Raw genomic sequence first — 22,832 nt, forward strand, 5'->3', positions numbered from 1 at the left:
GGCCCGTGCCCCATTCGTGCGCTGCGGCCGACGAGAAACGGACGCAACCTGAGTCCCCTCTTGTCAAGTTTCATGAAGCGCGCTATAGAGGAGGTGTCGTTTCATGCGCATCCTGTCTGCGGAGAGGAGTTGACCGATGATGCTCATGCGAACCGACCCCTTCCGGGAACTGGACCGGCTCACCCAGCAGGTGCTGGGGACCGCGGCGAGGCCGGCGGCCATGCCGATGGACGCCTTCCGCGTCGGGGACACCTTCGTGGTCGAGCTGGATCTGCCGGGCGTGGCTCCCGAGACCATCGACCTGGACGTCGAGCGCAATGTTCTGACGGTCAGGGCCGAACGCCGCCCCAGCTCCGGCGAGGACGCCGAGGTCGTGATCACGGAACGGCCCGCGGGGACGTTCAGCCGCCGGCTCTTCCTCGGCGAGACCCTGGACACCGAACGTATCGACGCCTCCTACGAGGCCGGTGTGCTGCGGCTCGCGATCCCCGTCGCCGAGCGGGCGAAGCCCCGCAAGATCGCCATCAGCGGCGGCGACTCGCCCAGGCAGATCAACGGCTGAGATCCGCACACGAAGCGGGCGGGAGCCGGCCCGAGGCTTCCGCCCGCAGTTCCTGCCGCGGTGCCCTGTGAGGCCCGTCGCCCGGAGGCCCGGAGGCTGTCATGCGTATGCACTGGGACGAGTTCATCGCCGCGGTCCAAGAGCGCGGCCAGTACCCCGGACGGGAAGAGGCCGAAAGATCCTCCCGGGTCGTTCTCGCTCTGCTGGGTGCTCACCTGGTCGGCGACGTCCGGGCCGAACTGGCCGCCCGGCTCCCCGAGACGATGGCGCTCGTCCTCCTCAACCCCCTGCAGGCCCACGAACCCCTCGCGCCGGAACGGTTCATCCGGGCGACCGCGGCCTGGATCGAGGGTGCCACGGACAAGACCGCGACGTGGGACGTCAGCGCCGTGCTCAGCGTCGTGGCCGACCTCGCGGGAGACGACCTGACCAACCGGCTCCTGCTTCAGCTCCCACCCGGTTACGACCTGCTCTTCGGCCGCCCGCAGGCGGCGTGACCGCAGGCCGGATTACCGCATCTCGAACAGGGCGACGGTGTCCGCGTCGGCGAGTTGCGGGGTTTCCGCCTCCGCGACCATGAGGGCGGCGATGCCCGCACGCGGTGCCCTGGGCGGGATCATCCGAGGCGAGAACTCCCCGGCGCGGATGAGGTGTCCGTTGCCCCGGTAGGGCCCGTTGGTCAGCGGCCCGGCGTGGACGGTGGTCCCGCCCGCGTCGCGGACCGTACGGCCGGCGGCGTCCTTGGCGTCCCATTCATGGCGCAGGACGCGCTTGAGGAGGGCTCCGTTGAACGCGCCGAGCGCCCCTTGGGTGGCGCCCAGGCCCAGTGAGGTCAGCCAGATGACGCGGGGCGCGGCCGACACGATCTGGCGGGCGCCCTCGACGAGAATCGCGGGGTCCTGCTTCTTGGTGATGCCCAGCGCGCTCACGACGACATCGGCGCCGTCGACAGCCGCGGTGACACTGCCGGGTTCGGTCACGTCCGCGCGGACCGTGCGCAGGTTTCCGGAGGCGGGCGCCTCGATCCGCTCCGGTCGTCTGGCCAGGGCCAGGACGTCATGCCCGAGCTCCAGGGCGTGGGCGACGATCAGGCGGCCGGTCTGTCCGGTGGCTCCGAGTACGGCGATTCTCACGGGGGATCTCCAGTTGCGGCAGCGGGGGAGAGGCGGGTGGTGCGGCGTCGGTCTTCCGGCCGCTCGCCCTCGACGTTAGGAGCAGGCGCGGTTAACTTCAAATGCAATCTAGTCACGACTGAATTTACCTACACGCAACTGAATGGGAATCTGCTCCGACCCCGCACGCCGGTCACCCCGGCGCCGGGCCCGTGCGCACACCGGAACGCTCCCGTGCCGTTATCGCCGAGCGGGCCCGAGGCGCGGTGAGATCGTCGAGGCCGCCGGATGAGGGTTCCGCGCCGCGACGGGGCATACGGGAATCGGACGCGTGACGGTTTCTGTTGCGCAAGGGCGGCCGGTGAGGGGGCCGCTCGATCACCGAGGAGGCAGCAACATGGCGGAGCCGGACAGCACCGACAGACACGAGAGGCGGGCACGGGCGGCGTCGTCCGCCCCGCTCCGGGGTGCGCTGGACGCCATCGGGACCGGTGCGTACGTCGTGGACGAGCAGGGCCGCATCCTCGCGGTGAACACCTGCGCCGAACGCATGCTGGGCCGGTCCGCCGCCGAACTCGTCGGCCACGACGCGCACGAGCTGCTGCACCGGGGGCCCCAGGGCCAGCCGCTGTCCACGACCCGGTGCGGCATGCGGCCCTCGCTCCACGCCGGACTGCCCGCGCAGCACCACGACGACCACTTCGCCCGCGCCGACGGAACCCTGCTGCACATCTCCTGGCTGATCACCCCCTACGCCCTGGACGACGGCGCGACCGGCACACTCGTCGTCTTCCACACCCCGGAACAGGCGCCCCCGGCCGACCCGGACACGCAGCGGACCACCGAGCCGCTGAGCGAACTCGAACGGCTCGCTCTGCTGGCCGAGACCACCACGCGGCTGACAGCCACTCTCGACGTCGAGGAAGCGCTGCGCCGACTGGTCGCGCTGGTCGTGCCCCGGCTCGCGGACTGGGTCGTCGTCGACCTGATCACCGAGCGGGACGAGGTGTGGCGTACCGCCGTGGTCGAGGCCGACGGCGGCAGTCTCGTGCACCACGAGGAGCTCCAGGGGCCGATGCCGCCGATCCCGGAGGAGTCCCTGATGCCGCTGTCCCGGGCCCTGCGTGGCGCCGCCTCCACCCTGACGGGCCCCGAGACCTACCAGCGCGACCCGGACTCCGGTATCGCGGTGGAACAGCGTCGGCTGTTCGACGCCACCGGCATCCACTCCGCCGCCATCGCGCCCATCCGGAGCACCCGGGAGGTCCTGGGAGCCCTCACGCTCGGCCGGGCCAGGACGACGGGGCACTTCACGGGCGCCGATCTCTCCCTCTTGGAGGACATCGCCCGCCGCGCCGGCCTGGCTCTGGACAATGCCCGTCTCTACCAGCGGCAGCGCAAGGTCGCCGAGACGATGCAGAACCACCTGCTGCCTCAGATGCCGCGCGTGGCCGGCCTGCAGATGACGGTCCGCTACCTCCCCGCCCCGGACGCGTCACAGGTCGGCGGCGACTGGTACGACGCCTTCGCCCTGTCCGAACGCGCCACCGCGCTCGTCATCGGAGACGTCGTCGGTCACGACCTCGAGGCAGCGGCGGGGATGGCGCAGCTGCGCAACATGCTCCGCGCGTACGCCTGGTCGCAGAAGGAACCACCCAGCAGGATCGTCGAGCGGCTCGACGAGGCGATCATGCCGATCACCGACGTCACCATGGCCACCCTGATCTTCGGCCGGGTGATCGAGGGGGAGGACGGACGCTGGGAACTGGCCTGGACCAACGCGGGCCACCCCCCGCCCCTACTGGTCACCCGGGACGGCCTGGCCCGCTACCTGACCGAGGACCACGGGCTCCTCCTGGGCACCGGCGTCCGCCAGTCCCGGCCGGACGCCAGGACCGAGCTGCCGCCCGGATCCACCCTCGTGCTGTACACGGACGGCCTGATCGAAGTTCCCGGCCGTACCCTCGACGACGGCCTGGACCGGCTGCGTCAACACGCCGCCGCCCTCGCCCACCGTCCCCTGGAGTCCTTCACCGACCTCCTCCTGCACCGAGTCCACCCGCCCGGCCACGACGACGTCGCTCTTCTCGCCGTGCGTACACCCCACCCGTAACACTTCGTCAGGGGAAGTATCTTCGCGGCGCGTTGAGAGTCGGCCGCGCGGCCGGCCCGCCGCGCGCTGTGACACGGCGGCCGGGCGACCCTCCCAGGGAGCCTGCGGGCTGGGGACGTCCGGGCCTACGGGGCCTGCGGTGGCTCGCGAAGGACGTCAGCGGTGATGTCCGCAAGCGAACCGCCGGTGCGGAAGGCCTCGGCACGCATGAGCGCCAGCGCATCCTCAGGAGTGAGTCCGCGGCGTGCGACCAGGGCGCCGACCGCACGCGCGGTGTCGAACCAGTGGGCACGGACGACCTGTTCCGGCTCCCAGGCCGGAGCACTGTCCCCGCTGAGGAGCATGTCGCGGGTCGACATCAGAGCGGTCGACACGGCCTCGGCGACGTATTCCGCCTGATCGAGTTCCTCTGTGCTGAGAGCGTGGGTCCGAAGCGACAACAGGTCCACGGCTCCCAGGACGTAGTCGCCGAAGAAGATGGGCAGCGCGTAGACCGCACCGACCTGCGGCAGCCTTTCCCGCATGCTCGCCCCGAACAACGGCCAAGGCGTCAGCTCGTGACGCAGGTCGTCCACCGCGACCGGCTCACCCCGGTGCGCGGATGTGATGCAGGGGCCCTCCAGCACGGTGAACTGGATCTCCTCCAGCACCAGGGCGGTGTCGTCCGAGGCGGCGAGAAGCTGGCGGGAGGGAGTGTCGGTGAGCAGCGACAGGGTCGCTCCGTCCATGCCGAGGCCCTCGCACACGGCCGCACACACCTGCCGCGGGAGCTCCTCGGCACGGGCGTCGGCCGCGGCCTTCGCGACGAGCCGTGCCGTCTCCATCACCCTGGCCGTCATATGGCACTCCGCGCGGGTGACGCCGCCAGAAGTGCGCGCCTCGCGTGGTCGTCGCCCGTGCGATCTGCGACGTGCCGGGGGTGCGCGAGGCGTGGTGTTCCTGCCGGGTACTGAGGAGAGGCCATGCGAGCGAAGTACCCGGCCACGCCTGGATCACGCCCGATGCGGCAGCGGCCGGCCCACCGGTCTTCACGCGCCTCCCCGCGTCCCCGCGTGTGTCGCCCGTGTCCCGTTGCCCGGGGCGGGCAGGGGCAGGTCAGCCGGGTGTCTCGCGGAGGATCAGGCAGACGAAGCCGAAGCTGTCGCGGTAGGAGTGCAGCCACTCGGAGCGGCGGGCCGCGGCTGTCGCGAGCGCTTCGGGACTGTCCGGGTCGTCCGGATGGTCCAGGGCCCACGCCGCCAGCGATCCCCAGCAGGCCCACTCGTAGTCGTCCAGCTCACGGCGCGTGCTGACGTGGCCGTGGACGGGCGTCCAGCCCTCGGCGGTCACGCAGTCCAAGGTGGTGGCCAGGTCGGTGAAGTCGCCGAGCATCCCGACGGCTTCGGGGGAAGGCGTCTTCTCCCAGAATCCGTCTCCGATCAGGACGCGTCCACCGGGAGCCAGGTGTGTGCGTGCGGCCGCGAGCGTGGGCAGCAGACCGCCGAAGGCGTGGGCGGCGCCGACGCTGAGTACCAGGTCGAAGGAGTGTGCCGGGGCGAAGTCGGCGGCTGCCCGGTGGTGGAGGACCAGTCGTTCCCGGACGCCGAGGCTGCTCGCGGCCTCATGGGCTCGGGTCAGCGCCTCTTCCGAGATGTCGACACCCTCGGCACGCAGTCGAGGGCGGTCGACCAGCGCGCGAAGGAGCCACTCTCCTTCTCCGCAGCCGAGGTCGAGCACACGCGCGTCAGGCCGGCAGACCCCGTGTTCGAGGAGTCCGCGCACCGAATCGTCGTCGAGCGGGGAGCGAATCGGGTGGCTGGTGTGCGCGATGCTGGACATCCGGTCACGGTTCATCGGCGCAGCCTCGCACCTCGGGGAGAAGATCCGCACCTCTGTTTTCCTCACTGGACGTGTGTGCGCCCGATGCCGGCGAGCTTGCGCGCCAGAGATCGCAGAGGGCAGCGTGAAAGCCTGCCGGCACCGAAAACGGTAGGGAAGTGACGAACCCGTCCCCCCGTCCTGTTCATCCTGTCGGCCTACGCCGAGTCGCCTGTCCGGTCCTGGCGGGTTGTCATCGACAGGGGGTGCGAGGCCCCGCCGACCGGGATGCCAGGAGGGCACGCCGATGTACGAGATGCACGCGGAAGCGATGCCAGGCCTCGGCGGGCTGGTCTGGCATGTGATCAGCAAGGGAACGCGCGCCAGCGCCCTGTGCGGACGCCGACTGGCGTCCCCCGTCCCGCCTGCCGGGTCGGACGGCGAGACACCTGAGGAGCGGTACTGCTCGTCCTGCATGGCGGTCGTCGGCTCAGCGGTGGCGAGCGACCTGCGGCGGCAGACCACCACCTGAGCCGACGCCGCTCGCTGCTTCGGACCGGCGCGCACCGCCGGCCCGGTTACCGCCGCGCGAGCCCGCCACGGCTGTTGTCGCCGACAGCGCCTTCCTCCCCGACTACCAGGGGAGGAAGGTGTGGACGGTCTTGCCGCCGCCGCCCGTGACGACGATGACTTCGTCGGCGACGGTGTTGACGAGATGCCAGCCCATGCCTCCCTGACCGGTGAAGTCCGCGGGTCGCGCCGCGGGTGCGATGGGGTTGGCGTCGGCCAGGGAGATGTGCAGGGACCCGGTCATCAGGGCCTGCAGGGTCAGGGTGAACGGCCCGGGCGCGAACGCCACTGCGTTGGAGGCCAGTTCGGTGACGACGAGCAGGGCGTCGTCGTACGCGTCCGGTGTGGCGGACGGGTGCATGTGGGTCAGTTGGCGGAGGAAGCCGTCCGCCCCGGCGCGGGCGTCGGCGACGTCGGCCGCCGCTCCGTCGAAGCACCAGGTCTGTTCGAGACTGATGGCGGTCAGTAGCTCGGCATCCGCGTCATGTCGATCGGTAGCCACGTCGTGCCCCTTCTCTGGAAGCTGGAGCTTTAGCTACTTCCCGGACATTTCGGCTTTATTCCCGATCTCTCTGCGGTGCTGCCGAGACGGCCCCCGGGGGAAACCGTCATCCCGCAAGCGTGACCGAACCGGACGGACCGCGCTGGTCGGGCCATCGGTGCTGCCACTGCCTGCGGTGGCCGACCGGCATCTTCCCGGTAAAGCTCAGGCCCGCCCGTTCCGTCCTGCGGGTGGTTTAGGTAGTTCTGCCATATTTCCTCGCTGTTCGTGCCCGGACACTGAGGCAGGGGCGGCGCCGGCCGCCGAGAGGGGTGTCATGGCGAACAGCAGGATCTTGCTCGCGGTACGGGAACGTCCACAGGATGAAGATGCCGGCGCGGAGCAGTTGGTGCGCATCGGCGAGGCGATCGAGAAGCACGGCTTCGACGTGCGATGGGCCGCGGGCGTCGAGGACGCCGAGGCGGTCCTGCGTACGGAGGCGGGACTCACCGCGGCACTGGTCGCCTGGGAACTTCCGGGGCAGGGGCAGGGGCATGACGGAGCGGACGGCGAGCCGGGCGGGGCCGCGGTACTGCGCTCCGTCGGACGGCGCTTCCAGAACCTGCCGGTCTTCCTCGTCATGTCCGACGACGGCGTACGGGACCTGCCGCTGTGGGTCTCGGAAGCGGTCGTCGGCTATGTGTGGCCGCTGGAGGACACCCCGGGCTTCATCGCGGGCCGGATCACCACCGCGGCGCGGACCTACCAGGATGCCGTCCTGCCGCCCTTCTTCCGGGCGCTGCGCCGTTTCGACGACGCCCACGAGTACTCCTGGCACACCCCGGCCCACTCTGGCGGCGTCGCCCTGCTGAAGTCGCCCGCGGGCCGCGCGTTCCACGACTACTTCGGCGAGCGGCTGCTGCGCAGCGACCTGTCGATCTCCGTGGGGGAGCTCGGCTCACTGTTCGAACACACCGGCCCGATCGGTGAGGCGGAGCGCAACGCCGCCCGGGTCTTCGGGGCCGGGCTCACGTACTTCGTGCTGCACGGAGACTCCACCTGCAACCGCGTGGTCGGTCACTTCAGCGTCACCCGCGACGAGATCGCCCTGGTGGACCGCAACTGCCACAAGTCCGTGCTGCACGGCCTGGTCGTCTCCGGCGCCCGTCCGGTCTACCTGACCCCCACCCGCAACGGCTACGGCCTGGCGGGGCCGCTGCCCCCGGCGGAGCTCGCAGCGGACGCCGTCGCGGCCCGGATCGCCGCCAACCCCCTGACCCAGGGCGCCGTCTCACCGCACCCTCAGTACGCCGTCTTCACCAACTCCACGTACGACGGCCTGTGTTACGACGCCCCCGCGGCGGCACAGGCGCTCGCGGCAAGCACGCCCCGGCTGCACTTCGACGAGGCGTGGTTCGCCTACGCCCGCTTCCATCCCCTCTACGCGGGCCGGTACGGCATGTCGGTGGACGAGGACACCTTCCCGGGCCCGGACCGGCCGACGGTCTTCTCCACCCAGTCCACCCACAAGCTGCTGGCCGCCCTCTCACAGAGCGCCATGGTCCACGTCAAGCCCGCCCCCCGAGCACCCGTCGAGCACGACCGGTTCAACGAGGCACTGATGATGCACGGCACGACCTCCCCGCTCTACCCGATGATCGCCTCACTGGACGTGGCGACGGCGATGATGGACGGTCCGCAGGGCCGCTGGCTGATCGACGAGGCCGTGACCGAGGCGGTCCGCTTCCGTCAGGAGATGGTCCGCATCCGGCGCCGTATCGAGGAAGCCGGCGACCGGCCGCCCTGGTTCTTCGGCGTGTGGCAGCCCGACACGGTCACCGACCCGGCCGCCGGCACCCTACTGCCGTTCGACGAGGCCCCCGCCGACCTGCTCCGCACCGAGCCCGCCTGCTGGCAGCTGGAACCGGGCGCCGCCTGGCACGGCTTCCCGGGACTCACCGACGGCTACTGCATGCTCGACCCGATCAAGGTCACCCTGACCTGCCCGGGCATCGACGCGACGGGGGAGACCGGCGAGTGGGGCATCCCCGCGCGCGTGCTCACCGCCTACCTGGCCAGGCGCCACATCGTCGTCGAGAAGACCGACAGCTACACGACGCTCGTCCTGTTCTCCATGGGCATCACCAAGGGCAAATGGGGCACTCTCCTCGACGCGCTGATGGACTTCAAAGCCCTGTACGACCAGGACGCACCCCTCGACCGGGTCCTGCCGGAGGTGGTCGCCGAGCACCCCAGGCGGTACGCGGGACAGACCCTGCGCGAGCTGTGCCAGGACATGCACGACCACCTGCGCTCCGTCCGGCTCGTCGACCTGCTCGACACCGCGTTCCAGCAGCTCCCGGAACCCGTCACCCCGCCGCAGCTGAGCTACCAGAGCCTGATCCGCGGCGGCACCCACCGCGTCCGCCTCACCGAGGCGTCCGGCCAGGTGGCCGCCGCCATGATCACCGTCACGCCGCCCGGCATCCCCGTCCTCATGCCCGGCGAGAGCGTCGGCGCTCCCGACGGCCCGCTGCTGCGCTACCTCGCCGCCCTGGAATCCTTCGACCGCCGCTTCCCCGGCTTCCGCAGCGAGACCCACGGCGTGACGCTGGACCCCGACACGGGCGACTACCTCATCGAGTGCCTGCGACCGACAACCGGCGCGGACGAAGCAAGCACCGGCACCCAGACACACGGCACTGTGACGCCGGCCCAACGCAGCCACCCCGAGGAGGCCCGCGAGCGTTCCTGACAAAACCGCGGGGAAGGGCCGGAGGGTGACCCCACGCCGGTGCCGACAGGGCACCCTCCGCGCGGTGCCGGGCCCTCGCCTGCCGGCGGTCACGGACGGGGAGATCGCCTGTCCCGTCGCCGCGAATCGACCCCGCGGTCGTCGCCGCGAAGCAGGATGCGGTACGAAGTCCGGTGTGAACGATCAGATTCCATCGACGACGGTTCGTGTGTTCATCGCCCTCGCCCCGCCCGACGACGCGAAGGAGGAGCTGTCGAGGGAGCTGCGCCCCGCCTGTGAAACGTACCCGCACATGCGGTGGAACCGTATTCAGGACTGGCACATCACCCTGGCGTTCCTCGGGGAGCTGTCGGGCGACGCCGTCCCGCTCCTGCGCCCGCCTCTGGCCGCCCTGGCAGCGGACCGCCAGCCGTTCTCCCTGGCGCTGCGCGGCAGCGGGCATTTCGACGACCGGGTGCTCTGGAGCGGAATCGACGGCGACCTCGACGCACTGCACATGCTCGCCGCCGACGTGCGTACCCTCGTCCAGCACAGCGGGTTCGCCTTCGAGGATCGCCCCCTGCGTCCCCATCTGACGCTGGCCCGTGCCCGCCGAGGCGACCGTTCCTCAGCAGCAGAAATCGCCGAAGAGCTTGCCGGATTCATCGGCCGCCCCTGGTCTGCCGAACGTCTGCACCTGGTCGGTGGCAACGTCAGCCGTAGTCACGGGCCGATCCGCTACCGCGACATCGAGGCGTGGTCGTTCGCCACCGGGCTCCGCGGATCGACTGAACCGAACGGTTATGTGAACAAGACGTCGAGTGGCGCCGTCGCCTCTCGCTGGCAGACTCGTGCCGGTGACAGCCAAGGCCCGACCGGACCGCACCCCTGACGGACGGTTCATCATCGTGGGCGGACGGCGCTGGCGGGCGACGGACCCCCTCATTCCCGAGGAGGTTGCCGCACGGCTGCGTTCCCACCTCATGGCGGCCCGGCGTGCGGTCGCCGCCGCTCGGCGTGCCAAGGATCCCGCGGCGGAACGCGCCGCCCGCGACCGCGTGCAACTGGCCAAGGTTGCCCTGGGGGAGCGCGGTGCGCCCTGGTGGGAACAGAGCGACGAGGAGCGCCGTGTCCGCTGGCGCGAGGGGCTGACGGCACTCGACTGAGCCACGCCGCCGGACACGCCGACCTTTCGGGACGGGAAAGGGGTGCCCGCCCGGGGGGTTCGGGCCGGGGGTCAGATCGAGGCGAGGACGCCGAGCGCGGCGGTGTGGATGTGGGGGGCTGCGGCCAGGAAGTCGCGGCTGGCCGCGTTCCAGGGCTTGCCGTCCAGGTCGGTGACGGTGCCTCCGGCCTCGGCGACCAGCAGGGCGCCGGCGACGAGGCCGGAGCGGACGTCGGAGAACTGCCAGAAGGCGTCCATGCGTCCGGCGGCGACGTGGATGAGCTGCAGCGTGGCCGGGACGGACACGCGCACCACGAGACCGGCGGTGAGCATGGCGGTGACCGATGCGCCGATGCGGCGGAAGGTGTCGGTGCTCTCGCCCGGCCGGGCCTGGCCGGTGCCTGTCAGCGCGGCACCCAGGTCGTTCTTCGCCGACACGGTCAGGGTACGGCCGTTGAGGTGGGCGCCGCCGCCGGCGGTGGCGGTGTAGGTGTCGCCGGTCAGCGGGAGGTGGACGACCGTGAGGACCGGCTGGTTGTCGCGCACCAGAGTGGCGGTGACGGCCCAGTCCGGCATGCCGTGGACGTGATTGATGTTGCCCTCGGCCGGGTCGACGACCCACCACTCGCCCGGCGGGAGCGCCCCGCCGGCCAGCTCGTCCTCCGCCCACTGCGACCCCGGCCGCGTCCGCAGCAGCGGCTCGCGCATCACGGCGAGGACTGCGTCGTCGTTCGCGTGGATCTCGCCGACGACCTCCTCCAGGCTCACGCCCCGGGCATGGACCGTGTAGCGCTCCCGCAGGGTGACCCCGGCGGTCTCCACCACGCCGATGACCGCGGGCAGGAGCGTGTCGTCGAGACTGAAAGGCACGGCTGTGGTCATGGCGTACTCCCTGGATTCGTCAGAAGCGGGGGTGTTGCCGAAGGGTTCGTCCCTCCCCGCATCTCGAAGGTAGAAGCCGCGGCTCTTAACAACAAGTGCATGGTTCTCACTCGTATAGTGACTGCCATGCAACTGGATCTGAATCTGCTCACCGCGCTCGACGCGCTCCTGGAGGAAGGAAGCGTCCAGGGTGCCGCGGCCCGCCTCCACGTCACCTCTCCGGCGATGAGCCGCTCGTTGGGCCGTATCCGCAAAGCCACTGGTGACCAGATCCTGGTCCGCACCGGACGCCACATGACTCCCACCACCCGCGCCCTGGCCATGCGCACCGAGGTCCACGCCCTGGTGCAGCAGGCGCACCACCTGCTGTCAGCTCAGACGGAACTCGACCTGGCGACCTTGGAGCGGGTGTTCACCGTCCGCTGGCACGATGCACTCGCCACCACCTGCGGGACCGCCCTGATCGCCGCGGTGCACCGCCAGGCCCCCGGGGTGCGACTGCGGCTGACCGCCGAGCCCGGTGACGACACCCCCGAGCTGCGCCGCGGCGAGGTCGACCTCGCCTCCAGTGCCGGCCCGCCGTCACTGCCCGACATCCGCCACCGCCTCATCGGCCGCGACCGGCTCGTCCTCACCGTCCGCCCGGGCCACCCCCTCGCCGAACAGCCCGTGACCGCCGAGAGGTACGCGGCGGCCGATCACCTCATCGTCTCCAGGCGCGGACGCCTCCACGACCGGATCGACGACGCACTGACCGCGCTCGGCCACGAGCGCCGCGTCATCGCCTCCGCCCCCACCACGGCCACCGCGCTGCAACTCGCCCGCGAGACCGAGCTCGTGGTGACCCTCCCCGACGCGGCCACCCGCTCGGCCCGCCACCAGCTCGGCCTGACCACGCTGCCGCTGCCGCTCGACCTGCCCGAAGTGCCCCTCCACCTGCTCTGGCACCAGCGCCACGACAACGACCCCGCCCACGCCTGGCTGCGCGAAACAGCCACCCAAACCCTCCAGGCCCTGTTCACGCCCTCTTAGGCGGCGACCCGTTCCACCGCGCACAAAGGGCGTGCGGGTGATCGACGGAAACGGGTGGGGGCGCACCGGTTCGGTGCGCCCCCACCCGTGGGTCGGCTGTGTGCGGCTGTTACCAGCGGTACCAGCGGCCTCGGCTGCCGCTTGCTCCGGTGGAGCGTGCGAAGAAGCCGACCAGCCAGATGACCAGGACGATCACGGCGATCCACCAGAGTGCCTTGAGGGCGAACCCGGCACCGAAGAGGATCAGGGCGAGCAGAAGAACGAGAAGCAGGGGAACCATAGTTATCAACCTCCGTTCCGCCGTATGCCCCGCCCGATCACCCGCACACCTGGAAGTTTTATGCGTTTCTTATCTGGCGGCGGGGGCATGCGAACACGCTGTACGCGACCCGCGCGACCCGCGCGACCCGCGCGCCACAGCGGCAGCCGGCAGGCCTGCGCGCGGCTCCTCGCGCAGGCCGCAGGCCGCGCCCTGCACGGGTCAGGTCTCGCCCCGGAACCAGTCGCGCTGGATCCGGTGCGCCAGGGCGCGTCGCACCGACGCCGCTCCGGCGGCGGCGGAAGTACGGCTCGCGGGCAGGTCGAGCCCGCGGCTGATCTCGTCGTACGTCTTGCGGTAACTGCCGGGCAGTTCCCCCCGGTTCACGCGCAGATCATCCTCGACCAGCCGTCGCAGTTCGTCGACACTTCGGGGCGTGAAGCGCTTCTTGCCGCGCGCCAGGGCCTGGACACACTGCGTGCAGCGGGCATCCGCGTGGCAGGCGTCGGAGATTTCCTCCGCCGGCATCGGTTCGTGGATGGTGCCAAGGACTGCGCGGGCGCGTCACCGGTTCAGTATCTGCACGATCCGTTCGGCTGTCTTCTCGCCCGCGCGCTGTCTGATCAGGCCTTCCTTGGCGGCGGCCCGGAGGTGTACGCCGGTGCCGTGCGGTCCGTCGGCGTTCAGGTCGGCCGTGACCACCACCGGGTTCAGGCCGCCGAATCCGCCGCCGGCCAGGACGCGGAGCGCCGCGCGGTCCGGGCCCGACTCCAGGGGCCACGGACTGTTCCCGCCGGCGGCCTCGGCCAGTGCTCCGCGCACGCGGTCGAGTGCGAGGGCGAAGGGCAGCGGCACCAGCAGGTAGGCCTCACCGACGTTCTTCCTCAGGCGCTTGGCCGTGAATTTCGCGCCGCGGCGACCCGGCCCCGCGAGTGCGCCCAGTGCCTCTTCCAGCAGCGTGTCCTCGGATTGCTCCCACATCCGTTCCCCCTCCGGGCTCATGTGTTCAGGCAGTGGGCGACGGGGCGATGTCCGCGATCAGGTCTTCGACGAGGGTGCGGATCCGGTCGCGGATGGGCCGTACGGCTTCGATGCCCTGGCCGGCGGGATCTTCGAGTTTCCAGTCGAGGTATCGCTTGCCGGGGAAGACGGGGCAGGCATCGCCGCACCCCATGGTGATGCACACGTCGGATGAGCGGACCGTGTCGACGGTGAGCATCTTGGGGGTCTCCCGGGAGATGTCGATACCGACCTCGGCCATCGCCCGGACGGCGGCGGGGTTGACCTGGTCGCCGGGGGCGGAGCCGGCGGAGCGGACGTCGACGCGGTCGCCGGCCAGGTGGGTCAGCCAGGCGGCAGCCATCTGGGAGCGTCCGGCGTTGTGGACGCAGACGAACAGGACGGACGGCTTGCCGGAAGTGTCGGCCATGGAGGAGCTTCTCGTTTCGTGGGTCGGTGACCGGGGTGCCGGAGGGCTCCCCCGCGGGTCCGGGGAGAGATCAGGGGCGCGCGGCGAGCAGGGCGGACATGGCCGCCACCGCGGAGGGGGCGACCCGGTAGTAGACCCAGGTGCCACGCCGCTGGGAGGTGAGCAGTCCGGCCTCGCGCAGTTTCTTCAGGTGGTGCGAGACGGTCGGCTGCGAGACACCCACGTCGGCGATGTCGCAGACGCACGCCTCGCCGCCCTCGTGCGAGGCGATCTTGGAGAACAGCCGCAGCCGTACCGGGTCGGACAGTGCCTTGAACATGGCGGCCATCTTCTCCGCGTCCGCCTGCGACAGCTCGGCCGAGGTGATCGGCGGGCAGCACGGGAGGGCCTGCTCCGGTTGCGGGACCGGAAGCTCCACCACCTGAGAATTCGACATGCGTCTATGTTGACAGTCATCGATACCGGTGGCAAGCTCCAGGCATCGAGGGATATCGATACTTGTCGAAGCAAGGCCAGGTCCGGCCGCACCCGACGCAAGCCGCGACCGCCGTTGTCGGCCCGGAGTCTTCGTGTCGCGCCCGCCATCACCTGCTCCCTGCGAAACGAACCGCGACCCGCGTACGAACCGCGTTATGAGGAGACCGCCGTCATGAGTGAGCAGCAGCTTCCCGTCGTCGTCATCGGAGGCGGCCCGGTCGGCCTGGCCGCCGCCGCCCACCTCCTCCAACGCGGTGTCGAGCCGCTGGTCCTGGAGTCCGGTCCGGTGGCTGGATCCGCGGTGCGGGAATGGGGCCATGTGCGGTTGTTCTCCCCCTGGGGTGAAGTGACCGACCCGGCCGCGGAGAAGCTCCTGGCCCCGACCGGCTGGACGCGGCCGGACGCGGCCCGGTACCCGACGGGCGCCGAATGGGCCGAGCGCTACCTGCGGCCGCTCGCCGATGCACTGGGCGGGCGGGTGCGTTACGGCGCGGAGGTCACCGGTGTCTCCCGCGCCGGCCGTGACCGCATCGTCGACGCCGACCGCGACGCCCAGCCCTTCGTCGTCCACGTCACCGGCGCCGGAGGCGGTGAGGAACGTGTGTTCGCCCGCGCCGTGATCGACGCCTCGGGCACGTGGGGCCTGCCCGGCCCGGCCGGGGCCAGCGGGCTGCCCGCACTGGGGGAGCGGGCGTCCGCCGACCGGCTCACCTATCGCGTCCCCGATCTCGACGACCCGGCCGTCCGCGCCCGGTACGCAGGCCGGCGCACCGCCGTGATCGGTTCGGGCGCGTCGGCCTTCACCGCGCTGGCCGGCCTCGCTTCGCTGACCCGGGACGAACCGGGTACGCAGGTGGTGTGGGTGCTGCGCCGGGGGATCAGCGGTTCCACCTTCGGCGGCGGCGAGGCCGATGAGCTGCCGGCGCGCGGTGCGCTGGGCCTGGCGGCGAAGGCGGCCGTCGAGCACGGTGAGGCGCAGGCCGTGACCGGATTCCGTACGGAGGCACTCCAGCGGGCGGACGACGGACGGCTGGTCCTGGTGAGCGAGGACGGACGCCGGCTCGAACCGGTCGACGAGGTCGTCGTGCTGACCGGCCTGCGCCCCGACCTGTCCTTCCTGTCCGAGGTCCGCCTGGGCCTGGACGAGCGTCTGCAGGCGCCGGTGGAACTCGCCCCGCTGATCGACCCGAACCAGCACTCCTGTGGCACCGTCTACCCGCACGGCCACCGCGAGCTCGCTCATCCCGAAGCGGGCCTCTACCTGGTGGGCATGAAGTCCTACGGTCGTGCCCCCACGTTTCTGGCGATGACGGGCTTCGAGCAAGTCCGGTCGGTGGCCGCCGCGATCGCCGGCGACCTCGCCGGCGCGGACCGTGTCGAACTGACCCTCCCCGAGACGGGGGTGTGCGGCGGCGCCGGCCTCTTCGACGATCCCACCGCACCGGCCGAGGGCGGCGGCTGCTGCACACCGGTCCCGCACCTCGTGCAGATCGACGCCCCCGCCGCCGGGCGGGCACCGTCCGGTGGCTGCGGAGCCTGAACCACCGGTGCCCGGCCACCCTGGCCGGGCAGGGGCGCACTCACCACCGCAGCCGATCCCGCCGGGGCAGAAACCCGCACGTCGACCCGTCACGCACGCCCCGCGTCGCGCCATGCACGCGGTGACACCGGCCGGGCATGTCCTTGGTGGCCGGCGGGGCCACGCCGCCGGATGGCCCATACCACTGTTTCGGGCCCCCGGCGTCATAACGTGCGCGATATGAGGAAATGTCATATCGCACCCCTGGCATGCGCCGCGGCGCTGCTCGGGACGGCCCTCGGCGCCGCACCGTCGGCTGCCGCCCACCGAGTCCACCTGGTGAAACCGGGGGAGTCGATCCAGAAGGCGGTGGACTCCGCCCGCCCCGGCGACGTCGTTCTGCTGGCGCGCGGCACCCACCACGGGAGCATCAACGTGACCACGCCCGGGCTCACCCTGCGCGGCATGGGCCGCGGCACGGTGCTCGAACCGGGGAAGGGCACGAGCACCGCAACCACCAAGCCGAGCACCGGCTCGGGCGCCGCCGAAGCCGCCGAAGCCGCCAAAGCCGCCGAAGCCGCCGGCAGCTGCGCCGCGGCCGGGAACGGCATCTGCGTCGCAGGCACCAAGGACCACAACGTCGACTACGTCACCATCGCCTCCCTGACGGTGACCGGCTTCAGCAAGACCGGCGTCTACGCCAACGAGGCCGACGGACTGACCGTGCGGAACGTCACCGCGGTGAAGAACGGCGTGTGGGGCATCGCCACGGAGCACTCGGTCCACGGGCTGTTCCGCGACAACACCGCCCGGGACAACGGCGACGCGGGCCTGTTCCTCGCCAACACCGTGAAGGAGGAGCAGGGCGCCACGGACACCGAGGGAACGGTGGTGGAGCACAACCGGCTGGAGGGCAACCGGATCGGCGTCACCGTCCGCCGGCTGCGCAACCTGACCATCGTGGACAACCACCTCACCCGCAACTGCGCGGGGGTGTTCGTCGTCGGCGACGAGAACAAGCCCAAGACCGGCTTCGTGACCGTGCGCGACAACCGCATCGAGCGCAACAACAAGTCCTGCCCGAAGACCGCACGGCTGGACGCCCTCCAGGGGTCCGGCATCGTCCTGACGGGCGCCGACGACAACCTCGTCACCCACAACGTGATCAAGGACAACGCCGGCAAGTCCCCGCTGTCGGGCGGCATCGTCGTCTTCAAGAGCTTCGTGGGCGCGACCAGCGAGCGGAACCGGATCATCGACAACCTGCTGCGGGACAACTCCCCGGCAGACCTGGTCAACACGGACCCCGGCAAGGGCAACACGTTCCGGGACAACTCCTGCCGGTCGTCCAAGCCCGCCGGCTTGTGCTGACCGCCATCGCCCTCCCCTCCGTGCACCCGCAGACACCACGCATGCCCAGTGGTTCTCGTGCTTCACGTGACCCGAACAGAAAGGAAGGCGGCAGATGACAACCGCTCAGTCCGCCCCTCCGCCGTCCATGCGGCTGCGGGAACTCGCCTTCGGGGCGGCATGCGCCGCCGCCCTCCGCGCGGCCGCCCGGCTGGGCGTCGCCGACGTCCTCGGTGACGACCCCATGGCCGTGGAGGACATCGCGGCCGCCGTGAAGGCCGAACCCCGCCCGCTGAGAAGGCTCCTGCGGGCCCTGTCCTGCTACGGCGTCTTCGCCGAACGCCCGGACGGGACGTTCGCCCACACCGACGTCTCCCGACTGCTGCGCGAGGACGACCCCGACAGCCTCCGCGCCATCTCGCTGTGGTGCACGGAACCCTGGACCTGGGACGTCTGGCCGAAACTGGACGAGGCGGTGCGCACCGGCCGCAACGTGGTGGAGGACCTGTACGGCAAGGAGTTCTTCCCCTACCTCAACGAGGACGCCCCCGAGTCGGCCGACGTCTTCAACCGCGCCATGACGACCTCCAGCGTGCAGTCGGCGCGCGACGTCGCACAGTTCCTCGACCTGACGGGGAGCGCGTCCGTGGCCGACGTCGGCGGCGGGCAGGGGCACGTGGTGGCGAGCCTGCTGGACAAGTACCCCTCGATGCAGGGGACGCTGCTCGACCTCCCCCGGGTGGTGGAGAACGCGGTGCCGAGACTGCGTGCGGGCGGCGACCTGGCGGACCGCGCGCGCGTACTGCCCGGGGACGTCCGGACGGCCGTCCCGGTGAAGGCCGACGTCTACGTCATCAAGAACATCCTGGAGTGGGACGACGAGAGCACCGCCCGCACCCTCCGCAACGTCCGCGAGGCCGGCGGCCCGGGGACGCGGGTCGTGGTCATCGAGAACCTCGTCGACGACTCGCCCTCGATGCGGTTCAGCACCGCGATGGACCTGCTGTTGCTCCTCAACGTCGGCGGAGCCAAGCACACCACCCAGAGCATGGTGGACCGGCTGACCGATGCGGGCCTGGTCATCGACGACATCAGCCCAGTCAACCCCTATCTGCACGCGTTCGACTGCCACGTCCCCGGCTGATCCGACCGCGTCCGGCGGGCCCCGGTGATCCCGGGGCTCCGCACCCGCAGACCGCCGGTCGCCGGGTCCGCAGCGTCGCGGACCCGGCGACCGGTGAGGGCCGGCGGCGGTCAGCCGGACGGCTCGCGCTCCCAGAGGTAGAAACGCTGCGCCATGGCGTCCTTCGGGGAACGCCAGGTCTCCGGGTCGTACGCACTGACGTACGAGGCCAGCCGTTCGCTGACGTCCCGGAACTCGGGATGCCCGGTGATCTTGGCGATGGCGGGCCCGGGCTCACGCTCGGACTCGATCAGGTGCATGTACACATCGCCGAACTGGAAGAGGCTGCGCCGGGTCACGCCGACGAGTCGCGGCAGCTCCCCACGATCGGACTCCTCGAACACCTTGGCGATGTCCGGTGCCGACCCCGGGGCCATCCGGGCGACGATCAGAGCTTGGTGCATGGGCTTCTCTCCGTCCGGCTCAGTCGGTCAGACCGGCGGTCGCACCGCGCTCCGCCGCCATCTTCTCGATGCGGTCGCGGATCAGGCCCAGCTGGACCTTGGAGTTGCGGTTGATGTTGTCGGTCATCCACTCGTCGTCGACCGGCGCCTGCGGCTTCATCGCGAAGTCCTGCGTCCAGACCATCCGCGTGCCGGCCGGTACCTCCTCGTACCGCCAGTGGATTTCCATGTGGGCGAAGGGCCCCGTCTCGATGCGGCGGGCCCTGACGGTGAGCGTGTCGCGGTCCGGCTCGCGCTCCGAGACCCAGCTCCACACGGTGCCGTTCTCGTCCGGATGCATCGTCAGCCGGAAGGTCGTCTTGTGGCCCTCCCGGGAGAGGATCTCGACGGAGGCGTACTCGCTGAACAACCGAGGCCAGTTCTCCAGGTCGTTGGTCACCTCCCAGACCAGGTCCAAAGGCGCCGCGATGGTGATCTCGTTCTGTGTGTGGCCGGTCATCTCACGCTCCTGTCATGAGGGCACTGTTGACGAGGTCGAGGAACTGCCGGGGGGTCTTCGAGCGTTCGGCGTCGTTCGGCATCGGTGCGTCGTACCGGTTCTCCAGCTCGCCCACGATGCCCAGCAGGCCGAGCGAGTCGACGCCCATCTGCTCGAAGAGGGCCCCGTCGCGGTCGAGTTCCTCCGGAGCGACGGTGGCGCCGGCGCACTTCTTCATGAGTTCGGCCAGCTCTTCCACAGTGATGCGGTCAGTCATGCCATTCCCTTCCTCTGCTGCTCCGCGGCGCCTCGCTACGAGGCGTCGGTGGCGCCGTGCCGCAGCACCAGCGCCGAGTTCGACCCCATGAGTCCCCGGCTCAGCACCAGCGCGGTGCGTACCTCGGCGGTACGCGCCCGGCCGGTCACGAGGTCGAGGTCGTGACAGATGTCGAAGACATTGGGGGTGGGCGGGATCAGGCCGTGCTCCATCGAGAGCACCGCGGCCGCGGTGTCCATCAGCGGCGCCGCGCAGTAGCCCCGTCCGATCCCCGTCTTCGGCGCGGTGACGGGCACCCGGGTGCCGTGGGCTCCGAGTGCGTCGGCGATGGCCAGGGCCTCCGCGCGGTCCGCCTCCGGTACCCCGAGAGCGTCGGCGAAGACGACGTCGATCTCCTCGGGGGCGCAGCCGGCCTCCGCCAGGGCGCCCCGGACGGCCTGGGCGAGTCCCTCCCTGGACTCCTCCCAGCGGGAGGCTCCCGTGAAGGTGGCCGCGTGTCCGGCGACGTGGGCCCGCACGCGCGCCCCCCGCGCCAGGGCCGCTCCCTCCGCCTCCACCACGATCATCGCGCCGCCCTCCGCGGGTACGAAACCGCAGGCCCCGGACGTGAACGGGCGGTAGGCGCGGGTCGGTTCCCCGACCGTGCTGAGTTCCTGATAGCCGAGCTGGCAGACCACCGAGTACGGCGCGATCGGTGCCTCGGTCGCCCCCGCCACGATCACGTCGGTGCCGCGCAGCACGGCCCGTGCCGCGTGGGCGAGGGCGTCCAGACCGCCGGCCTCGTCGGCGGCGACGACGGAGCACGGACCCTTGAAGCCACGGCGGATGGAGATCTGTCCGGTGCTGGCGGCGTAGAACCAGGCGATGGACTGGTACGGGCCGACGTAACGGCTGCCCTTGCCCCACAGCTGCTGGAGCTCGCGCTGTCCGAACTCACCGCCGCCGGAACCGGCCGCGGTGACCACGCCCACGGAGAACGGCGCGCCGTCGGTCTCGGTGCGGTGGAGCTGGGCGTCCTCCAGCGCGAGGTCGGCCGCGGCCATCGCGAAGTGCGTGAACCGGTCGGTCTGGACGAGGAAGCGTTCCTCGATCGCTGCCGACGGGTCGAAGTCGCGCACCTGGCCCGCCACCCGCAGCGGCAGATGTTCACAGCCGTCCCGGGTGACCCGGTCCAGGACGCTGATGCCCTCCCTGGTGGACTTCCAGAAGGTCTCGGTGCTGGCTCCGTTGGGCGCGACCACACCGATTCCCGTGACGGCCGCGCGCCGTGGGCGGGATTCGCTCATAGTGTCTTCTCCCTCGGCCGGTTCAGGACCACCGCGGACTGGAAGCCGCCGAATCCGCTGCCCACGGAGAGCACGCCGGCCAGCCTGCGCTCGCGGGCCACGCGCGGGACGTAGTCCAGGTCGCACTCGGGGTCCGGTGTCTCGTAGTTCGCTGTCGGCGGCACGACCTGGTGGGTGAGGGCCAGCACACAGGCGACGAGTTCGATCGCTCCGATGGCGCCCAGCGAGTGGCCCACCATCGACTTGATGGAACTCATGGGGGTGTCGTAGGCGTGCGGGCCCAGAACCCGTTTCACCGCGGCGGTCTCGTGGCGGTCGTTCTGCTTGGTGCCCGACCCGTGCGCGTTGACGTAGTCGATCTCCTCGGGGTCGAGACGTGCGTGGTCGAGGGCGTCCTCGATGGCCCGGGCCATCTCGAGACCGTCGCTGGTCAGGCCGGTCATGTGGTAGGCGTTGCCGAAGGTGGCGTATCCGCTCAGCTCGCAGTACACGCGGGCGCCGCGGGCCCTGGCATGCTCGAGCTCCTCCAGGACGAGTACGGCGCCGCCCTCGCCCATGACGAATCCGTCGCGGTCGGCGTCGAAGGGACGCGAGGCGTGGGCCGGGTCGTCGTTGTTCGGGGAGGTGGCCTTGATCGCGTCGAAGCACGCCATGGTGATCGGGGAGATCGGCGAGTCCGAGGCGCCGGCGATGCAGATGTCGGCCCGGCCCTCCGCCACGGTGTGGAAGGCGTACCCGACCGCGTCGAGCCCGGAGGTGCAGCCCGTGGAGACGGTCTGCACCGGGCCACGCGCCCCGAACCGCTCCGCCACGGTGGAGGCGAGCGTGCTGGGCGAGAAGGCCCGGTGCAGCTCCGGGCCCGCCTCCCGGTGGTCCACGTCCCAGCGCTGTCCGCCGTGACTGACCAGGACGTAGTCCTTCTCGAGCCGGGTGGTGCCGCCGACCGCGGTGCCGAGCGAGACACCGACACGCCAGGGGTTCTCGGCGCCGAGGTCGAGACCGGAGTCCCGTACCGCTTCGTCCCCCGCGACCAGGGCGAACTGGATGTAGCGGTCGCCCCGCTCCACGTCCCGCACGTCCAGGCCGTGGGCCGCGGGGTCGAAGTCGCACTCGGCGGCGATCCGGGAACGCAGACCGGCCGGGTCGAAGAACGTGATGGCCCGTGTCGCCGTGCGCCCGGCCGTCAGGAGATCCCAGAACGCCGGTACGCCCGTACCACCGGGAGCGACGATGCCTATGCCGGTGACGGCCACTCGTCTCGTCATGACCGGACCCGGCGCTCGGCCGCCTCGGCTCCGGCCACCGCGGGCCCGGCGTCGGTCTCCTCGGTGTCGACGTGGCCCAGCGGCGGGCTCGGGGCCAGCGGACCCAGGTGGAAGACCATCCGGGCCTCCACCTTGCCGACGTTGCGGAAGCGGTGGCGCACGTTGAGGGGGATGAGCAGCCCCTGCTCGGCCCGGAGCGGGTGCGGCTCACCGTCCAGGTCCACCTCCAGCTGCCCGCACACCACGTACACGAACTCCTCGGAGTACGGGTGGTAGTGCTCACCGATCCGGTCGCCGGGCTGGATGAGGGCCACGCCCATGAAGCCACTGGTGGCGCCGACCGCGGTCGGGGTGAGCATGGCGCGCAGGTCACCGCCACGCCGGGTGTTGGGCTCGATCTCGTTGAGATCGATGATTCTGTGACGAGAAGTGATCACGACGTTCCTCCGATGATGTA

Annotated in this window: 26 protein-coding genes and 1 pseudogene; 11 read left to right on the top strand and 16 right to left on the bottom strand. The window is 71.0% G+C overall.

Annotation, left to right across the window (positions count from 1 at the left end; all coding sequences use genetic code 11):
• Positions 1-139: 139 nt before the first annotated feature.
• On the top strand, positions 140-562 hold the full coding sequence (locus ACFYP4_RS22500) for an Hsp20/alpha crystallin family protein (RefSeq protein WP_388787629.1): 423 nt from the start codon (positions 140-142) through the stop codon (positions 560-562).
• A gap of 101 nt (positions 563-663) precedes the next feature.
• Complete coding sequence (locus tag ACFYP4_RS22505) at positions 664-1,059, top strand: DUF2267 domain-containing protein (RefSeq protein WP_388787388.1); 396 nt, start codon at positions 664-666, stop codon at positions 1,057-1,059.
• Between the two features lie 12 nt (positions 1,060-1,071).
• Here the strand turns inward: ACFYP4_RS22505 and ACFYP4_RS22510 are convergent, their stop codons facing one another.
• Entirely contained in the window at positions 1,072-1,695 is a 624-nt protein-coding gene (locus ACFYP4_RS22510; RefSeq protein WP_358852518.1) for an NAD(P)-binding oxidoreductase, read from the bottom strand.
• 376 nt (positions 1,696-2,071) lie between these two features.
• Here ACFYP4_RS22510 and ACFYP4_RS22515 point away from each other — a divergent pair, with 376 nt between their 5' ends.
• The gene (locus ACFYP4_RS22515) at positions 2,072-3,787 is read left to right on the top strand and encodes a SpoIIE family protein phosphatase (protein ID WP_388787391.1); all 1,716 of its coding nucleotides are present in this window, start codon (positions 2,072-2,074) and stop codon (positions 3,785-3,787) included.
• Positions 3,788-3,912: 125 nt separating this feature from the next.
• On the opposite strand, the gene ACFYP4_RS22520 is transcribed toward ACFYP4_RS22515, so the two are convergent.
• Entirely contained in the window at positions 3,913-4,626 is a 714-nt protein-coding gene (locus ACFYP4_RS22520; protein WP_358852516.1) for a GAF and ANTAR domain-containing protein, read from the bottom strand.
• A gap of 256 nt (positions 4,627-4,882) precedes the next feature.
• Positions 4,883-5,620 carry an SAM-dependent methyltransferase gene (locus ACFYP4_RS22525; RefSeq protein WP_388787395.1) on the bottom strand — a complete coding sequence of 246 codons (738 nt, stop codon included), beginning with the start codon at positions 5,618-5,620 and terminating at the stop codon, positions 4,883-4,885.
• A 271-nt stretch (positions 5,621-5,891) separates the two neighbouring features.
• On the opposite strand from ACFYP4_RS22525, the gene ACFYP4_RS22530 reads away from it, so the two are divergent.
• Entirely contained in the window at positions 5,892-6,116 is a 225-nt protein-coding gene (locus ACFYP4_RS22530) for a hypothetical protein (RefSeq protein WP_358852514.1), read from the top strand.
• Between the two features lie 102 nt (positions 6,117-6,218).
• On the opposite strand, the gene ACFYP4_RS22535 is transcribed toward ACFYP4_RS22530, so the two are convergent.
• Positions 6,219-6,656, bottom strand: coding sequence for an ATP-binding protein (locus ACFYP4_RS22535; protein ID WP_358852513.1), 438 nt, complete (start codon positions 6,654-6,656; stop codon positions 6,219-6,221).
• Positions 6,657-6,972: 316 nt separating this feature from the next.
• Here ACFYP4_RS22535 and ACFYP4_RS22540 point away from each other — a divergent pair, with 316 nt between their 5' ends.
• The 3 genes and pseudogenes from ACFYP4_RS22540 (at position 6,973) to ACFYP4_RS22550 (ending at position 10,535) form a co-directional block, all read left to right on the top strand.
• The gene (locus ACFYP4_RS22540; RefSeq protein WP_388787399.1) at positions 6,973-9,390 is read left to right on the top strand and encodes an Orn/Lys/Arg decarboxylase N-terminal domain-containing protein; all 2,418 of its coding nucleotides are present in this window, start codon (positions 6,973-6,975) and stop codon (positions 9,388-9,390) included.
• 175 nt (positions 9,391-9,565) lie between these two features.
• Positions 9,566-10,144, top strand: a pseudogene (gene thpR / locus ACFYP4_RS22545) (RNA 2',3'-cyclic phosphodiesterase); the annotation flags it as partial.
• A gap of 82 nt (positions 10,145-10,226) precedes the next feature.
• Positions 10,227-10,535, top strand: a complete 309-nt coding sequence (locus ACFYP4_RS22550; protein ID WP_358852510.1) for a hypothetical protein — start codon at positions 10,227-10,229, stop codon at positions 10,533-10,535.
• Between the two features lie 71 nt (positions 10,536-10,606).
• Here the strand turns inward: ACFYP4_RS22550 and ACFYP4_RS22555 are convergent, their stop codons facing one another.
• Positions 10,607-11,416 carry an inositol monophosphatase family protein gene (locus tag ACFYP4_RS22555; protein ID WP_388787402.1) on the bottom strand — a complete coding sequence of 270 codons (810 nt, stop codon included), beginning with the start codon at positions 11,414-11,416 and terminating at the stop codon, positions 10,607-10,609.
• A gap of 126 nt (positions 11,417-11,542) precedes the next feature.
• Between ACFYP4_RS22555 and ACFYP4_RS22560 the strand changes: the two genes are divergently transcribed.
• Positions 11,543-12,448, top strand: coding sequence for a LysR family transcriptional regulator (locus ACFYP4_RS22560; protein WP_388787405.1), 906 nt, complete (start codon positions 11,543-11,545; stop codon positions 12,446-12,448).
• Between the two features lie 109 nt (positions 12,449-12,557).
• Here ACFYP4_RS22560 and ACFYP4_RS22565 read toward each other — a convergent pair whose 3' ends face one another.
• The 5 genes from ACFYP4_RS22565 to ACFYP4_RS22585 form a co-directional block, all read right to left on the bottom strand.
• Positions 12,558-12,728 carry a DUF5670 family protein gene (locus tag ACFYP4_RS22565; RefSeq protein ID WP_358852507.1) on the bottom strand — a complete coding sequence of 57 codons (171 nt, stop codon included), beginning with the start codon at positions 12,726-12,728 and terminating at the stop codon, positions 12,558-12,560.
• 201 nt (positions 12,729-12,929) lie between these two features.
• Positions 12,930-13,235, bottom strand: a complete 306-nt coding sequence (locus ACFYP4_RS22570) for a hypothetical protein (RefSeq protein ID WP_388787408.1) — start codon at positions 13,233-13,235, stop codon at positions 12,930-12,932.
• 36 nt (positions 13,236-13,271) lie between these two features.
• Positions 13,272-13,688: a hypothetical protein gene (locus ACFYP4_RS22575; protein ID WP_388787410.1), complete on the bottom strand. Its 417-nt coding sequence runs from the start codon at positions 13,686-13,688 to the stop codon at positions 13,272-13,274.
• Between the two features lie 25 nt (positions 13,689-13,713).
• A complete protein-coding gene (locus ACFYP4_RS22580; protein ID WP_388787413.1) occupies positions 13,714-14,136 on the bottom strand; it encodes an arsenate reductase ArsC in 423 nt (140 codons plus the stop codon).
• A 70-nt stretch (positions 14,137-14,206) separates the two neighbouring features.
• Positions 14,207-14,572 (bottom strand): metalloregulator ArsR/SmtB family transcription factor, encoded by a 366-nt coding sequence (locus ACFYP4_RS22585; RefSeq protein ID WP_358852503.1) that lies wholly within the window; start codon positions 14,570-14,572, stop codon positions 14,207-14,209.
• 213 nt (positions 14,573-14,785) lie between these two features.
• Between ACFYP4_RS22585 and ACFYP4_RS22590 the strand changes: the two genes are divergently transcribed.
• The 3 genes from ACFYP4_RS22590 (at position 14,786) to ACFYP4_RS22600 (ending at position 18,626) form a co-directional block, all read left to right on the top strand.
• Positions 14,786-16,153 (top strand): FAD-dependent oxidoreductase, encoded by a 1,368-nt coding sequence (locus ACFYP4_RS22590; protein ID WP_388787416.1) that lies wholly within the window; start codon positions 14,786-14,788, stop codon positions 16,151-16,153.
• A gap of 219 nt (positions 16,154-16,372) precedes the next feature.
• Positions 16,373-17,503, top strand: a complete 1,131-nt coding sequence (locus ACFYP4_RS22595; protein ID WP_388787419.1) for a nitrous oxide reductase family maturation protein NosD — start codon at positions 16,373-16,375, stop codon at positions 17,501-17,503.
• A 94-nt stretch (positions 17,504-17,597) separates the two neighbouring features.
• A complete protein-coding gene (locus ACFYP4_RS22600; RefSeq protein ID WP_388787422.1) occupies positions 17,598-18,626 on the top strand; it encodes a methyltransferase in 1,029 nt (342 codons plus the stop codon).
• A gap of 110 nt (positions 18,627-18,736) precedes the next feature.
• Here the strand turns inward: ACFYP4_RS22600 and ACFYP4_RS22605 are convergent, their stop codons facing one another.
• The 6 genes from ACFYP4_RS22605 to ACFYP4_RS22630 are packed head-to-tail and all read right to left on the bottom strand — an operon-like array spanning position 18,737 to position 22,812.
• The gene (locus tag ACFYP4_RS22605; RefSeq protein ID WP_358853351.1) at positions 18,737-19,069 is read right to left on the bottom strand and encodes a TcmI family type II polyketide cyclase; all 333 of its coding nucleotides are present in this window, start codon (positions 19,067-19,069) and stop codon (positions 18,737-18,739) included.
• A 19-nt stretch (positions 19,070-19,088) separates the two neighbouring features.
• A complete protein-coding gene (locus ACFYP4_RS22610; RefSeq protein WP_388787425.1) occupies positions 19,089-19,568 on the bottom strand; it encodes an SRPBCC family protein in 480 nt (159 codons plus the stop codon).
• A 1-nt stretch (position 19,569) separates the two neighbouring features.
• The gene (locus ACFYP4_RS22615) at positions 19,570-19,824 is read right to left on the bottom strand and encodes an acyl carrier protein (RefSeq protein ID WP_358853349.1); all 255 of its coding nucleotides are present in this window, start codon (positions 19,822-19,824) and stop codon (positions 19,570-19,572) included.
• A gap of 35 nt (positions 19,825-19,859) precedes the next feature.
• Entirely contained in the window at positions 19,860-21,110 is a 1,251-nt protein-coding gene (locus tag ACFYP4_RS22620; protein WP_358853348.1) for a ketosynthase chain-length factor, read from the bottom strand.
• A complete protein-coding gene (locus ACFYP4_RS22625) occupies positions 21,107-22,375 on the bottom strand; it encodes a beta-ketoacyl-[acyl-carrier-protein] synthase family protein (RefSeq protein WP_388787430.1) in 1,269 nt (422 codons plus the stop codon). Before ACFYP4_RS22625 ends, ACFYP4_RS22620 begins: the two co-directional genes overlap by 4 nt.
• The gene (locus ACFYP4_RS22630) at positions 22,372-22,812 is read right to left on the bottom strand and encodes a cupin domain-containing protein (RefSeq protein ID WP_358853346.1); all 441 of its coding nucleotides are present in this window, start codon (positions 22,810-22,812) and stop codon (positions 22,372-22,374) included. The genes ACFYP4_RS22625 and ACFYP4_RS22630 overlap by 4 nt, the downstream gene beginning before the upstream one ends.
• Between the last annotated feature and the right edge of the window lie 20 nt (positions 22,813-22,832).

Origin of the sequence: Streptomyces sp. NPDC005551, from assembly GCF_042871785.1 — a bacterium.
Classification (GTDB): Bacteria; Actinomycetota; Actinomycetes; order Streptomycetales; family Streptomycetaceae; genus Streptomyces.

Bases quoted from the DNA above. Each gene is read 5' to 3' on its own strand.
- ACFYP4_RS22570 (WP_388787408.1), bottom strand. From the start codon at position 13,235: ATGCCGGCGGAGGAAATCTCCGACGCCTGCCACGCGGATGCCCGCTGC.
- ACFYP4_RS22565 (WP_358852507.1), bottom strand. From the start codon at position 12,728: ATGGTTCCCCTGCTTCTCGTTCTTCTGCTCGCCCTGATCCTCTTCGGT.
- ACFYP4_RS22580 (WP_388787413.1), bottom strand. From the start codon at position 14,136: ATGGCCGACACTTCCGGCAAGCCGTCCGTCCTGTTCGTCTGCGTCCAC.
- ACFYP4_RS22560 (WP_388787405.1), top strand. From the start codon at position 11,543: ATGCAACTGGATCTGAATCTGCTCACCGCGCTCGACGCGCTCCTGGAG.
- ACFYP4_RS22615 (WP_358853349.1), bottom strand. From the start codon at position 19,824: ATGACTGACCGCATCACTGTGGAAGAGCTGGCCGAACTCATGAAGAAG.
- ACFYP4_RS22595 (WP_388787419.1), top strand. From the start codon at position 16,373: ATGAGGAAATGTCATATCGCACCCCTGGCATGCGCCGCGGCGCTGCTC.
- ACFYP4_RS22540 (WP_388787399.1), top strand. From the start codon at position 6,973: ATGGCGAACAGCAGGATCTTGCTCGCGGTACGGGAACGTCCACAGGAT.
- ACFYP4_RS22500 (WP_388787629.1), top strand. From the start codon at position 140: ATGCTCATGCGAACCGACCCCTTCCGGGAACTGGACCGGCTCACCCAG.
- ACFYP4_RS22515 (WP_388787391.1), top strand. From the start codon at position 2,072: ATGGCGGAGCCGGACAGCACCGACAGACACGAGAGGCGGGCACGGGCG.
- ACFYP4_RS22600 (WP_388787422.1), top strand. From the start codon at position 17,598: ATGACAACCGCTCAGTCCGCCCCTCCGCCGTCCATGCGGCTGCGGGAA.
- ACFYP4_RS22525 (WP_388787395.1), bottom strand. From the start codon at position 5,620: ATGAACCGTGACCGGATGTCCAGCATCGCGCACACCAGCCACCCGATT.
- ACFYP4_RS22610 (WP_388787425.1), bottom strand. From the start codon at position 19,568: ATGACCGGCCACACACAGAACGAGATCACCATCGCGGCGCCTTTGGAC.
- ACFYP4_RS22585 (WP_358852503.1), bottom strand. From the start codon at position 14,572: ATGTCGAATTCTCAGGTGGTGGAGCTTCCGGTCCCGCAACCGGAGCAG.
- ACFYP4_RS22590 (WP_388787416.1), top strand. From the start codon at position 14,786: ATGAGTGAGCAGCAGCTTCCCGTCGTCGTCATCGGAGGCGGCCCGGTC.
- ACFYP4_RS22575 (WP_388787410.1), bottom strand. From the start codon at position 13,688: ATGTGGGAGCAATCCGAGGACACGCTGCTGGAAGAGGCACTGGGCGCA.
- ACFYP4_RS22555 (WP_388787402.1), bottom strand. From the start codon at position 11,416: ATGACCACAGCCGTGCCTTTCAGTCTCGACGACACGCTCCTGCCCGCG.
- ACFYP4_RS22620 (WP_358853348.1), bottom strand. From the start codon at position 21,110: ATGAGCGAATCCCGCCCACGGCGCGCGGCCGTCACGGGAATCGGTGTG.
- ACFYP4_RS22505 (WP_388787388.1), top strand. From the start codon at position 664: ATGCGTATGCACTGGGACGAGTTCATCGCCGCGGTCCAAGAGCGCGGC.
- ACFYP4_RS22605 (WP_358853351.1), bottom strand. From the start codon at position 19,069: ATGCACCAAGCTCTGATCGTCGCCCGGATGGCCCCGGGGTCGGCACCG.
- ACFYP4_RS22625 (WP_388787430.1), bottom strand. From the start codon at position 22,375: ATGACGAGACGAGTGGCCGTCACCGGCATAGGCATCGTCGCTCCCGGT.
- ACFYP4_RS22520 (WP_358852516.1), bottom strand. From the start codon at position 4,626: ATGACGGCCAGGGTGATGGAGACGGCACGGCTCGTCGCGAAGGCCGCG.
- ACFYP4_RS22530 (WP_358852514.1), top strand. From the start codon at position 5,892: ATGTACGAGATGCACGCGGAAGCGATGCCAGGCCTCGGCGGGCTGGTC.